At 71.7% G+C, this 12,128-nt stretch carries 13 protein-coding genes; 5 read left to right on the top strand and 8 right to left on the bottom strand.

The window, feature by feature from the left end; translation table 11 throughout:
* The 5 genes from ABZV40_RS39770 to ABZV40_RS39750 all read left to right on the top strand — a co-directional run.
* A partial coding sequence (locus tag ABZV40_RS39770; RefSeq protein ID WP_355454231.1) for a CBS domain-containing protein occupies positions 1–309 on the top strand: 309 nt, incomplete at its 5' end.
* Between the two features lie 3 nt (positions 310–312).
* A complete protein-coding gene (locus ABZV40_RS39765; RefSeq protein ID WP_355454229.1) occupies positions 313–525 on the top strand; it encodes a PLDc N-terminal domain-containing protein in 213 nt (70 codons plus the stop codon).
* Between the two features lie 228 nt (positions 526–753).
* Positions 754–1,536 carry a GAF and ANTAR domain-containing protein gene (locus tag ABZV40_RS39760; protein ID WP_355454227.1) on the top strand — a complete coding sequence of 261 codons (783 nt, stop codon included), beginning with the start codon at positions 754–756 and terminating at the stop codon, positions 1,534–1,536.
* Positions 1,533–2,273 carry a GAF and ANTAR domain-containing protein gene (locus ABZV40_RS39755; RefSeq protein WP_355454225.1) on the top strand — a complete coding sequence of 247 codons (741 nt, stop codon included), beginning with the start codon at positions 1,533–1,535 and terminating at the stop codon, positions 2,271–2,273. Before ABZV40_RS39760 ends, ABZV40_RS39755 begins: the two co-directional genes overlap by 4 nt.
* A gap of 148 nt (positions 2,274–2,421) precedes the next feature.
* Positions 2,422–3,363 (top strand): ANTAR domain-containing protein, encoded by a 942-nt coding sequence (locus tag ABZV40_RS39750; protein ID WP_355454223.1) that lies wholly within the window; start codon positions 2,422–2,424, stop codon positions 3,361–3,363.
* A 9-nt stretch (positions 3,364–3,372) separates the two neighbouring features.
* On the opposite strand, the gene ABZV40_RS39745 is transcribed toward ABZV40_RS39750, so the two are convergent.
* The 8 genes from ABZV40_RS39745 to ABZV40_RS39710 form a co-directional block, all read right to left on the bottom strand.
* Positions 3,373–3,789, bottom strand: a complete 417-nt coding sequence (locus tag ABZV40_RS39745) for a pyridoxamine 5'-phosphate oxidase family protein (RefSeq protein WP_355454221.1) — start codon at positions 3,787–3,789, stop codon at positions 3,373–3,375.
* Positions 3,790–3,986: 197 nt separating this feature from the next.
* Complete coding sequence (gene ftsH / locus ABZV40_RS39740) at positions 3,987–5,870, bottom strand: ATP-dependent zinc metalloprotease FtsH (RefSeq protein WP_355454219.1); 1,884 nt, start codon at positions 5,868–5,870, stop codon at positions 3,987–3,989.
* A 249-nt stretch (positions 5,871–6,119) separates the two neighbouring features.
* The gene (locus ABZV40_RS39735) at positions 6,120–6,998 is read right to left on the bottom strand and encodes a polysaccharide deacetylase family protein (RefSeq protein WP_355454217.1); all 879 of its coding nucleotides are present in this window, start codon (positions 6,996–6,998) and stop codon (positions 6,120–6,122) included.
* 158 nt (positions 6,999–7,156) lie between these two features.
* Positions 7,157–7,738 (bottom strand): NAD(P)H-dependent oxidoreductase, encoded by a 582-nt coding sequence (locus ABZV40_RS39730; protein ID WP_355454215.1) that lies wholly within the window; start codon positions 7,736–7,738, stop codon positions 7,157–7,159.
* Between the two features lie 49 nt (positions 7,739–7,787).
* Positions 7,788–8,525: an alpha/beta hydrolase gene (locus ABZV40_RS39725; RefSeq protein ID WP_355454213.1), complete on the bottom strand. Its 738-nt coding sequence runs from the start codon at positions 8,523–8,525 to the stop codon at positions 7,788–7,790.
* A 32-nt stretch (positions 8,526–8,557) separates the two neighbouring features.
* Entirely contained in the window at positions 8,558–9,709 is a 1,152-nt protein-coding gene (locus tag ABZV40_RS39720) for an NAD(P)/FAD-dependent oxidoreductase (protein WP_355454211.1), read from the bottom strand.
* Between the two features lie 216 nt (positions 9,710–9,925).
* On the bottom strand, positions 9,926–10,642 hold the full coding sequence (locus ABZV40_RS39715) for a TetR/AcrR family transcriptional regulator (protein WP_355454209.1): 717 nt from the start codon (positions 10,640–10,642) through the stop codon (positions 9,926–9,928).
* A 166-nt stretch (positions 10,643–10,808) separates the two neighbouring features.
* A complete protein-coding gene (locus ABZV40_RS39710) occupies positions 10,809–12,074 on the bottom strand; it encodes a low temperature requirement protein A (RefSeq protein ID WP_355454208.1) in 1,266 nt (421 codons plus the stop codon).
* Positions 12,075–12,128 lie beyond the last annotated feature (54 nt).

Genomic DNA, 12,128 nt, shown 5'->3' with positions numbered 1-12,128 from the left:
GCCGACCTGATGCTCGAACACGGCGTGCGCAGCATCCCGGTCGTGCACGAGGGCCGCCTCGTCGGCATCGTGACCCGCCGCGACCTGCTCCGCTCGATCAGCCGCGACGACCGGGTCGTCGAGGCGGAGATCCGTCACCGCCTCGCAGTGCTGGGTGCCGCGCACCGCTGGCAGGTCGAGGTGAGCTGCGGCAAGGTGTCCGTTGTGGACAGCCTGGACGACGCGACCGACCGGCACGTCGCCGAGGTGCTGGCCCGCGCGGTCGCCGGGGTGACCGACGTCCGCATCACCACGCCCGAACGGATCTGAGCCGTGGCGAAACGATGGAACGACCTCACCGAGGCGCAGCGCAGAACCCTGCTGACGATGGGCGTCGTGCAGGTGGTGATGGCCGGTGCGGCGTGGACCGACCTGGCCCTGCGGCCGCGCGAGTTCGTGCGCGGACGCAAGCTCTGGTGGGCGCTGGCGATCCTGGTGAACTTCGCTGGGCCTCTCGCCTACTTCCACTGGGGCAGAAGGGTGTGAGCACGTGAAGGGGGCCGGGCTCACCCGGCACCCTTCCGCTTCTCGGGCTCGCCGAACCGCTCGCCGTCGGTCCGGCCGGCCTTCACCATGCGCGGCAGCGTCGGCGACAGGGCAAGCCGATGTGCCGCGGGCGGGTCGTAGGGCCCGCATCACCTGCGACATGGGATAGTTCTCGCCGTACGGAGGCCGAACTAGCGTCTGGAGCCTGACTCCGGACAGGTTTCGACGGTGGTGAGGCGGCCTGTGGATCACGAACGGGTGGCACGCGCGTGGGCGGCGATCAGACAGCGCGCTCAGGAGGAGCGCGTGCCGGTTGCGGTAGGTCATGTGTGTGCGGCCTGCGCTGCCTCGGTGGGCGCGCGCGGGGTCGGCCTCACCCTGGCTCGTGGCCGGGGAAGGGACGAGCCGGTCTGCTCGGTCGGCCCCGGCACGGATGAGCTGGAGGAAATGCAGTTCACCCTCGGTGAGGGACCCGCGGCGGATGCGGCGGCCCGCCGGTCGCCGGTCCTGGTCGCGGATCTCGCCGGACCGGAGAGCGGCCACCGGTGGCCGATGTTCGCTCGGGCGGCCGCACGTCACGGTGTACGGGCGATGATCTCGGTACCGCTGCGGGCGGGCGCGATCGAGGTCGGTGTGCTGAGCGCCTATCTGACCGAGCGGGGTGTCCTGTCGGACGACCGCGTCGCCGACGTCCTGGTGTACGCGGACGCGGCGATGTTGCTCGTGCTGAGCGCCGCCGACGGGATCGCCACCGGGCAACGGACATCGACCGGGAACGGTTTCGACGAGCGGCGTGCCGAGGTGCACCAGGCAGCGGGCATGATCTCCGTACAGCTCGGCGTCGGCGTGGAGGAGGCGTTGGTGAGGCTGCGGGCGCACGCCTACGCTCAGGACCGGCGGCTGGTGGACGTGGCGCGCGACGTGGTGGAGAGACGGCTGCGTTTCTCCCGCGACGCGACCGTCGACACCAACAGCGACATCCCCAGCCCAGGGAAGGAGGAAGACCGGTGACGGTATCTGACCAGCGAGCCCGGGAAGCCTTCGTCGCACTGTCCAGCACGCTCGTCGACGACTTCGACATCATCGACTTCCTGGACCGGCTCGTCGACTGCTGCGTCGAGGTGCTCGGAGTGACGGCGGCGGGACTGCTGCTCGTGGACCACCGGGGCACGCTGAACATGGTGGCCGCCTCGACCGAACAGGCCATGATCGCGGAGCTGTTCCAGCTGCAGAACCACGAGGGCCCGTGCCTCGACGCCTACCACGGCGGCGAGGCGGTGTTGTGCGCGGACCTCGCCGGAGCGTCCGACCGGTGGCCGAACTTCGTCCGCGCCGCCGCCGGCGCGGGGTTCGCCGCGGTGCACGCCCTGCCCATGAGACTGCGCGGCACCGTGATCGGCGGTCTCAACCTCTTCAGCGCCCGGCAGGGTGCGCTGGACCCCGCCACGGTCGAGGTCGGGCAGGCGCTGGCGAACGTGGCGACGGTCGCCATCCTCCGCCAGCGGTCGGCACGCCACGGTGATGTCGTCGTGGAGGAGCTGCAGGCCGCACTCGACAGCCGGATCCTGGTGGAGCAGGCCAAAGGCGTGCTGGCCGAACGTCTGAACACCACGGTGGAGAAGTCCTTCGACCTGTTGCGCCGGTACGCCCACGCCAGCTCGGTGCCGCTGGCCGAGCTGGCGGCCGCGGTGGTCGACGGATCGGCTGACGTGGCCCTGATCGCCGCGACGGACGTCCGCCCCGCCTGATCGCGGTGCGCGGGGCATCATCTGACTGGCCGGTTGTCCGCGCGGCACGGGACCGGAAGCATCGAGGTGGTGCACATCATTTGATGCGCGACGCCGCTGAGACGAAGTCGGCGGGCCTGCTTCGGTGGTCCGCCGTGGAGGCCTGAAGATGCACACGGGGAGCTCAGCGGATCCGTGCCGTGCCGAGGCCGGGGTGGCGCAGGACGGCAGCGCCCTGGACCGCCTTCTGGACGGCATCGTGTACGACCTGTACGCCGCGAGCCTCGACCTGCACGCACTGCTGGGTCTGCTGCCCGGCCACGAGAAGCTGGGCCACGAACGGACGCACACCGTCATCGACCGGCTTGACGCCGTCATCTCGACCATCCGCCAGGCCGGCGTACGCCCGCGTTCCGTCGAGGCCGCCAAGGCCCTGCGCGAACTGATCGGCCTCATGCGCGCATCGTCGAGCGGCCCGGATCTCGAGGCGTACCTCGTCGAGCTGACCAGGAGCTGCCTGCGCGTGTTCGGCGTGGCCGCGGCCGCCGTCGTCGTCCGTTCGCCGCTGAACCTGGTCGTGACGAGCCCGGACCTGCCCGCGGTGCGAGAACTGTGCGAACTGTGCGAGGGACCTGGTCACGAGGCGCACGTGACAGGGCTGCCGGTCGCGGTTTCCGACCTCGCGGCCGCCGGTGACCGGTGGCCGATGTTCTCCGCCCTGGCCCAAGCCGCCGGCTATCTCGCCGTGCACGCCGTGGCGCTGTCCTCCGGTGGCGTCATGCGCGGCACGTTGATCCTGTTCGACGACGACGTCCGGACGATGCCCGAGCAGGACACGCTGATCGCGCGCGGACTCGCGGAACTGGCGTCCGCCGCCATCGCGGTCGAGGCCGTGACGCGCGAAGGGGAACAGGTCGCGGCTCGTCTCAGCACCGCGCTGGCGGACAACGCCGCCGTCGAACAGGCCAAGGGCGTGCTGGCCGAGCGCCACGCGATGACGATCCCGGCAGCCCATGCGGCCATGACCGAGCACGCCGACCGGCACGGTCTCGGCCTGTCCGAAGTCGCTCGTGCCGTGTTGGCCGGCGGCGACGTGCTCGGGCCGGGCTGAGGTCGCCGGTCAGGCTTCCGTCGTGATCAGGACGTGTTCGTGGCCGGTGACGAGGTGCGGCCGTATCCGGATGACCTGGTCGATGTCACCCGCCGACCACGACGGCAGGATCTGCTCGTAGTGCAGGATTTCGTCGGCGTCCACGATCCGTTCGGCCAGACCGACCACGACCACGGACCACCCCGCACGCGTCTGCGGGTCGATGGCGTCGGCCTGGTAGGCCACCACGATACCGGCCCCCGGCCGCACGGGCTGCTCCAGGCAGGTGCGGATGACCAGAGCGTCGCCCTCGACGACGTGGTTGACCAACCGAATCGCGGGCAGCGCTCGTTCGGACAGCACGACGCGCCCGAACGGGCAACTGGCCAGGAGGTCAAGCGCCCGTGACGCCGACACCGGCCGCATCTGATGCGTCAGACCGCCCATGGTGTGGCTCCGTTGGTACCAACGCTGAGCTCGTGCCGACGGTCGTGGTCCACGATCACGACCGTACCGCGAACCTGGGCCGCGGCAACCGGTTCGGTCCGGACGTGAGGAGCCCGGGAACGCTCCGGCCCGGCGCGGAAAGTCCACAGTGGAGTCACCAGTTCGCGGTGAGCGCAGGTGCTCACCGGACGCTGTCGTCACCGCTCGACGTCGGCCGTGGCCACGAGCTCCTCGCGCAGGACGGCGAGGACGGTGGCACCGTCTAGGGTCTCCTGCTCGGTGAGCAGGCCGGCGAGGTGCTCCAGGGCTCCGCGGTGTTTCGTCAGCAGGGTGACCGCCCGATCCTCCGCTTCGCGCAGCAGCCGGGCGATCTCCTGGTCGATCTGCCGCTGGGTCTGTTCGGAGTACGGCCTGCCGAAGCCGCCGTTACCGCCGCCTGACAGGAACCGCGGCTCGCCGCCGGGGTAGCCGACCGGCCCGAGCGCGGGGGACAGGCCGAACTCGGTGACCATGCGGGTGGCGAGCCTGGTGGCCCCGACGAGGTCGTCGGTGGCGCCGGTCGACCCCTCCCCGAGGACGACGAGCTCGCCCGCACGCCCGCCGAGGCGGACGGCGAGCTGGTCGAGCAGGTAGCTCTCGCGGTAGAGGTGCCGTTCCACCTCGGGCAGCTGTTCCGTGGCCCCCAGCGCCATGCCCGCCGGAAGGATGGTCACCTTCTCCACCGGGTCGGCGTGCTCGCACAACGCCGCCAGCAGCGCGTGCCCTGATTCGTGCACCGCGACCGCCCACCGCTCCTCCGGCAACAGGGCGTTGGACGAGTCGCGCCGGCCGAGCAGCACGCGGTCACGCGCGGCCACCAGGTCGGCCGCGGTGATCACCGTCCGGTCGGCGCGCACCGCGAAGATCGCCGCCTCGTTGACCAGGTTCGCCAGGTCCGCGCCGGAGAACCCCGGCGTGGCCCTGGAGATCCTGCCCAGGTCGACGTCCTCGCCGAGATGTTTGCCGTGCACGTGCACCGCGAGGATCGCCGCTCGCTCGGCCTGGTTGGGCAGCGGCACCATCACCTGGCGGTCGAACCGGCCCGGCCGCAGCAGCGCGGGGTCGAGCGCCTCCGGCCGGTTCGTCGCCGCCAGCACCACGATTCCGCTGGTCTGGTCGAAGCCGTCCATTTCGGACAGCAGCTGGTTCAGCGTCTGCTCGCGTTCGTCGTTCCCACCGCCGGCACCGGAACCACGCCGTCCGCCCACCGCGTCGATCTCGTCGATGAAGATGATCGCGGGTGCCCGTGTGCGCGCCTCCTCGAACAGGCTGCGCACGCGCGAGGCTCCCACGCCGACGAACATCTCGACGAACGCCGATCCGGTCACCGACAGGAACGGCACGCTGGCCTCGCCCGCCACGGCGCGGCCCAGCAACGTCTTGCCGGTGCCCGGCGGCCCGACCATGATCACGCCGCGTGGTCCTTTCGCGCCCGCCGCCGCGTACTTGCCTGGATCGCGCAGGAAGTCGACGACTTCGCTGACCTCCTGCTTCACCCCTTCGTAGCCGGCGACGTCGGAGAACCTCGTCGTCGGACGTTCGGCCTCGATGATCTTCGCGCGCGACCGGCCGAACCCCGCGGCGCCACCGGCCAGGACACCCCTGGCGCGCCGCCCGATCCAGATGAAGAGCGCGAGCAGCAACACCAGCGGGAGGACCAGCGACAGCAGCGAGCCCCAGATGCTCTCGCTCTGCTCGGCCGTGACCTCGACCTTCTTCCCGGCCAGCTTCGCCTCGAGCCCGGACGTGTCGAGCGCGGACGGGATCTGCGAGCGGAACGCGGACCCGTCCCGCAGCGTCCCGCGCACCGAGCCCAGGTCGTCGACCGTGACGTCCACCACCTGATCCGCGTCCACCTTGGACACGAAGTCGGTGTAGGACAGCGAGACCGCCGGGCTGAACAGCAGACCGATCCAGAACAGCAGCACCATGACCGCGCCCACGGCGAGCAGGAGCAGCCACGACCACCCGCGCCACGGCCGTGCCGGTGGCGGACCCGGGGCGGGACCGGGTGGCGGCCCTGACCGCGCGAGACGCGACAACGTGGCCTCCTCACTTCACGGGACTCACCCGACGTTAGGCAGCGCCGGGAACCGCCCCCAGGGACCAGCGCAACTCCGGGCCGGGACGTTGGTCCCTGCGGCGAGTCACCGAGGCCGACGTGAGAACTGGCGGCCCGCAGTCCGCGGCCCGCGGAGGTGGTCCGGAGAGGTCGTCACCGTTGACACCCCGTGGGGCTTCGGCGGCGCACCGGAGTGGGCCACCTCCTGCCCGCCCCCCGCGGCACGACTTCACCCCAGCGTGTCGAGGGTGACGAACTCGTAGCCGCGCGCCCGCACGGTGTTGATCACGTCCGGCAGCGCGTCGGCGTCCAAGGTGGACCCGTCGGGATGAGATCCGATGTGCATCAACACGATCTCACCCGGTTGCAACGCCTCGATCGTGCGATCGACCACTCGCCGGGCATCACCGCCGCCGGTCGTGCCCTGCCAGCCCAGCGTGTCGACGGTCCACCGCACCGCGGCGTAGCCCTGTGCGTTCACGGCCGCGATCGTGCGCGCGTCGCGGTCACCGTAGGGGAAGCGGAACAGCGGTCGGGGATCGGCTCCGGTGCGCATGAGCACCCGCTCCGCACGCGTCAGTTCACCGGCGATCTCGTTGTCCGGCAACAGGGTCATGTACGGGTGCGTCATCGAGTGGTTCCCCACGCGGTGCCCGGCGGCGAGGATCGCCTGAACGTGATCCGGATCGGACTGCGCGAAGTTGCCGGTGAGGAAGAACGTCGCCTGCACCCGCTGGTCGGCCAGCGTGCGCAGGATGCTGGGCAGTCCGGCGGCGTTGGCCCCCGCGTCGAACGTCAGCGCGACGACCTTGCGATCGGTCGGCAGCCGGGAGACGTCCTGGCCGCGCAACGACTCTGGGAAAGGGATCCCCGGGGGAGGGGGAGTTGTGGTCCGAGTGGTTGTCGGCGCGGTTGTCGTCGGCAGTTTGCTCGCACCAGTTGTGGTGGCTGTGGTCGTCGTCGGTGTTGCTGACGAGCGCGGTGGTGCGCCGAAGGGTGTTTCGGAAGCCGGACGCAGCAGCGCGAAGACGAGCACCGCCACGCCACCGAGCAGCAGCACCGCAGCGGCGGCCACCAGGGGCCGGTGTGCCGTGAACCGTGCTTTCACCGCACTCACCTCCACGCCCAGGGTCGCGTCCGGCGGGCGTGCCGAACCGGGCACGAGGTCCTGTTTCGCTGAGGCCGGAAGGCGATGCCCGGGCGCCACCATCGCCTGCCGCCGGCCTTCGAGTCGCGGGTGGGGAGTGCTGTTTCCCGGGTGGTGTTTCAGGACGTCGCCGGGGCTGTGCTGCGGCGGGTCCGGGCGAGGGCGTTGCTCCAGGACAGGAGCTGGTCGAGCATCGCCGTCAGCGCCGGGCCCTGGTGCTCGGCGGGAGTGAACGTGGCGCCGAAGTCGGCGAAGTCGGTGCGCAGGTTCAGGGTGACCTGCGCGGAGACGTCCGCGAGCCGCAGGGCGGCCAGGACCGGGCGCAGCGCTTCGACGGCGCGCACGCCGCCGTCCACGCCGTAGGAGACCAGGCCGGCGGCCTTGTCGTTCCACTCGGCGTAGACGCGGTCGAGGGCGTTTTTCAGCACGCCGGGGAAGGAGTGGTTGTACTCGGGGGTGACCAGCACGTACCCGTCGTAGGCGGCGATGGTCGTGGCCCACCGCTGGGTGTGGGGGTGGGTGTAGCGGCCCGTGGCGGGAGGGAACGGTTCGTCGATCTGCGGCAGGTCGACCTCGGCGAGGTCGATCAGGTCGTACTCGGCGTCGCCGCGCTGGCGGGCCTGGGCCAGGACCCACTGCGCGACGCGTCCGCCGGCCCGTCCGGTGCGGGTGCTGCCGAGGATGATCGCGATCTTCGTCATGGTGCCTCCTGTCGGTCACAAGGGATGTTGAAACGCAGGTGCTCCGGGTTCAGTGGCCGGTGGCCGGGCCCGCGGAGGTGAGGAAGGAGTCGAGGGCGGTGAAGACCGCCTCGGGCTCCTCCCGGACGGGGGCGTGCCCCGCGCCGGGGATGAGTTCGAACCGCGCGTGCGGGAACGCCGCGGCGTAGGCGCGGCCGAACTCGGGGGTGACGACGGTGTCGTCGGCGCCCCAGAGCACCAGCACCGGGCAGGTGACGGTGGACAGGCGGGGCAGCAGACCGGCGTCTCCCATGGCCGGCCCGGTGTAGGCGCGCATCACGGCCATCGACCGCGCGGACGGTCCGCCCTGCGGCGCCGCTGCCGGTGGTCCGGCCGGCACGGTGACCTGCTGGCCGGGTACGACGGGACCGATGGCGTCGATGAGGACCAGCTGGGAGATCCGGCCCTCGCGGTCGTCCAGGGCGGTCTGGGTGGCGACCCAGCCGCCGAAGGACGTGCCGATCACCGTCACGTCGTGCAGGCCGAGGTGGCCGAGCAGGTCGAGGTAGGCGGAGGCGAGCGCGGGCACGGAGTCCAGTGCGTCCGGCCGTGTGGTGCCGTCCCAGCCCGGATGAGTGGGCGCGAGCACCCGGTGATCCGGCGCGAGGTGGTCGATCAGGGGTGTGACGCCGGCGGGGCCGGGGCCGCCGTGCAGGACGAGGACCGGGCTGCCGCCCGTGCCCGCCTCGCGCAGGTCGAGATCGAGGCCGGGCCGGAGAGGTATCGTGCGCCGAAGAGGCGTCGTCATGGGTTCCTCCTGGAGCGGGGTGCAGGTGGTGGTCAGCGCGAGGCCGGTTGGGCTGCCGGGCCGGAGGTGAAGAACTCGACCATCTGCTCCAGGCCCCGCGGGCCGAACATCGTGTCCAGGCTGGCCGCGGACTCGGCGGCGGACGCTTCGCTGCGGGGGAACAGCGCCTGCTCGTAGGTGGCCAGGGCCGCCTCGGTGTCGCCGGGGTGGGCGGCGATGGCCAGGGCGAGTTCGGCGCCGTCGAACATGGCGAGGTTGGCGCCCTCCCCGGCGAACGGGGACATCACGTGGGCGGCGTCACCGAGCAGGGTCACGCCGGGGACGCGGTCCCAGCGGTGTCCGACGGGCAGCGCGTGGATGCGGCGCGGCGTGATCGTGTCCGCGTCGGCGACCAGGCCGCGCAGGTCTTCGTCCCAGCCGGTGAAGTGGGCCAGGACCGCGGCCTTGGCGGTGGCGGGATCGGTGAAGTCGACGGTGTCGAGCCACCCTTCGTCGATCTTGAGCGCGGTGTAGGCGTGCAGGCTGCCGTCGGTCTCCCGGTGCGCGAGGACGCCGCGTTCGTTGCCCAGGGCGATGAAGAACCCGCCGCCGATGACCGCGGCGCTGCGCGGGTGGCGGGTGTCGGCGTCGAACAGGTCGGTCTCGACGAAGGAGATGCCGGTGTAGGCGGGCCTGGCGTCCGAGACCAGCGGCCGGATCCGCGACCACGCGCCGTCCGCGCCGATCAGCAGATCGGTGGTGATGGCGGAGCCGTCGGCGAAGGTCACCTCGTGGCGCCCCTCGCCCAGCGCGCGGGCGCCGGTGACCTTGCGGCCCCAGCGGATCGTGCCGTCGGGCAGGGAGCTCAGCAGCAGTGCGCGCAGGTCGCCGCGGTCCACCTCCGGCCGGCCGCCGGTGCCGTCGTCCTCCTCGGCCACGTGGACCGTGCCGTCGGGGCCGAGCAGGCGCATGGCCTGACCGCCCTCGTGGACGATCTTGAGGAAGTCGTCGTACAGGCCGGCGGCGTGCAGGGCCTTCTGCCCGTTCTCCTCGTGGATGTCCAGCATCCCGCCCTGGGTGCGGGCCGCCGCCGACGCCTCCAGTTCGAAGATCGCCGGCTCGATGCCGTTGACGTGCAGAACGCGGGCGGCGGTCAGACCGCCGAGACCCGCGCCGATGATCGCGACCGGGAAGTGAGTGCTCATGGGGCCTCCAAAGCCGTGGGGAAACACCTCTGTCCGCCGAGCAATCGCTGTCGGCTCGCATGGCCCCGTGAGACGGTGACGTGCCGCCTGAGTGCAAGCGATGACCTCGGCAAGCACACCGTAACGAACATGTTCGTCGCGAACAAGTTCGTAGTGAGGTGGCTCTCGGCACCTCAGGCCGCACTCGGCCTCGAAGCAGGTGAATCCGCCTGACCGTCAGCTCGCGGCGCCGGGGACGGGCGTGTGGGTGATGCCGTTGACGAGGACGTCGAAGCTCCAGCGGATCCGGTCGGGCACCGAGCCGCCGATCAGGGCGGGCATGTGCGCGGCGATCGCCGGATGCGTGGTCGCGTCCACGGCGCCCAGCGCGCGCACGGTGGCGTCCCAGTCCTTCTCGGCGGCCGGGTCGTGCGCTTGCGTCGCATGCTCGGCGGCGGTGGCGGTCGCGTCCTGCAGCAGCTTGTCCACCCCCCAGGCGACCTGCTCGCGACCGGCGCCACTGCGCGACAGGAGATCCAGGATGCGCTCCACCAGACGCAGGTAGTTCTCCCCGCTCGGGCGGGCGACGAGTGCGGCCCGCGCCAGCGGTGGGTGTTCGAACAGCACTCGGGTGTACGACGCCATGACAGCGCGGAGCTGCTCGCGCCAGTCCTCCCCGCCGTCCCGCCCGGTCAGGTCGACCTCGCCGAGCAGGCAATCCAGCACCGCGGCATGCAACTCCGCGGTGTTGGCGACGTAGACGTACAGCGATGCCGGGCCGGTGTCCAGCTCCTGCGCCAGCCGGCGCATCGTGACCTTCTCCAGGCCCTCGGCTCGCATGACCCGCACGGCGGTGTCCACGATCCAGCGCCGGGACAGGGCAGGCTTCGCCGGACGGTCCCGGCGACTGATCGGCTCTCTTCTCTCAGTCACAATGGCGATCGTAACGAACATGTTCGCCAATCGCGTGGCCCGAGCAATCCCCCCCCGCGCGACACCCGGCTGAGGCGTTGCTCCTGGGCGCCGGTGTCTTCGGCCGAGCACGACCTCTCTGCGACAAACCGGTGCCGCGGGCCATGCGACCCGCGTGGCCAGGCCGGCAGCGCCGGGGGAGCGCGGCTCAGCGTGTTGTTTCGGTGATGCTGCGCAGGAACGCCACCGGGTCCTCGCCGAAGTGGTCGAGTGCGCGGTGCCGGATCACCGCCGCCACCGCGGCGCTGACGACCGCCCAGCCCGCGATCACCAGGACCACCGCCGGAGCCGGCAGGCCCTGGGCCAGCAAGGCGAGGTTCACGGTGACGGCGATGACCGCGATCCAGCCCAGGCTCACCTGCCAGCGACGGGACGCGGCCGAGAAGACCCTGGTGCCCGCCAGGTACATGGCCAGCCCGGCCGTGGTGAACCACGCGGCCGCGTGCGGCGCCGGCTCGTGCAGGGACAGGTTCACCCCGCCCGCGACGAGCACCAGCGCGAAGGCCGGCATGAGGTGCCCGGCGGCGTACAGCGAGTACGCCAGGGCCGGGTTGCCGCCGGAGAGGTCGAGCATGCGCTCGTACATCTCCACGGCCGACGTGAAGTACATCCACCACAGCGCACCGGCCAGCAGCAACCCGCCGACCAGGGCCAGCCAGTAGCCGAGGTCGTCGGCCGGGCGCGCGAGCGCCGCCGTCCCCACCGTGATCACCAGCTCGCCCAGCAACAGGATCATGAACAACCCGAAGCGTTCGGCGAGGTGGGCCGAGTCCACGGCGAGGGCCGGGTCGCGGGGCGCCGCGAACAGCTCCCGCCACCGGCCTTCCCGCGTCGGCCGCGTCCGCGGCTGAGCGCGGTCCCGGCCGAGGTGCCGGTCGCGGCGGTCGCCGAGCAGCAGGAACCCAGCCTCCTGCAGCAGGCTGAACGCCCAGACCACGAACACCCACGGAAGCGGGAGCAGCGCCGAGACGCCGAACAGGACCGCCGACGCCGCGTAGCCCCAGCTGATCCGGCGCTGGTCGAGCCCGGCCACGGCAGGCCACCGGTGCGCGGCGGCCAGGACCAGGCGAACCCCGGCCATGGCCAGCGCGAAGACCGCCGGGTGCCCGTCGAAGACGTGGTGGACCTGGGTCGCGGCGAGCGCGCACGGGATGGTGCCGACGAGCACGAACAGCCGGTCGGCGGTGCGGGCGTCGTCGCCGCGGCGGTTGTAGAGCACGGCGAAGCCGATCCACGTCCACCACAGCACCGCGAACAGGCCCAGCACGGCGGCGGCACGCGTCCAGCGCGGGTCCACCACGACACCGTGCGCCACCTGGCTCACCGCGAACACGAAGACCAGGTCGAAGTACAGCTCGACCCATCCGACGCGCTTGCCCCGCGTGGTCCCGCTGTTGTCCGCCACATCGATCACGGGGCGAGATTCTGCCGTGCCGCAACGGGCGGGAAACACGCGAACAGGGTTTCG

Source organism: Lentzea sp. NPDC004782 (genome assembly GCF_040609115.1).
In the GTDB taxonomy this organism is placed as follows: Bacteria; Actinomycetota; Actinomycetes; order Mycobacteriales; family Pseudonocardiaceae; genus Lentzea.
Note: the sequence above shows the minus strand (reverse complement) of the source record. Positions and strands in the feature narration are given on the sequence as shown.

Excerpts from the sequence above, each read along its gene's own strand:
- ABZV40_RS39750 (WP_355454223.1), top strand. The coding sequence starts at position 2,422 with ATGCACACGGGGAGCTCAGCGGATCCGTGCCGTGCCGAGGCCGGGGTG.
- ABZV40_RS39715 (WP_355454209.1), bottom strand. The coding sequence starts at position 10,642 with ATGTTCGTTACGATCGCCATTGTGACTGAGAGAAGAGAGCCGATCAGT.
- ABZV40_RS39725 (WP_355454213.1), bottom strand. The coding sequence starts at position 8,525 with ATGACGACGCCTCTTCGGCGCACGATACCTCTCCGGCCCGGCCTCGAT.
- ABZV40_RS39720 (WP_355454211.1), bottom strand. The coding sequence starts at position 9,709 with ATGAGCACTCACTTCCCGGTCGCGATCATCGGCGCGGGTCTCGGCGGT.
- ABZV40_RS39730 (WP_355454215.1), bottom strand. The coding sequence starts at position 7,738 with ATGACGAAGATCGCGATCATCCTCGGCAGCACCCGCACCGGACGGGCC.
- ABZV40_RS39745 (WP_355454221.1), bottom strand. The coding sequence starts at position 3,789 with ATGGGCGGTCTGACGCATCAGATGCGGCCGGTGTCGGCGTCACGGGCG.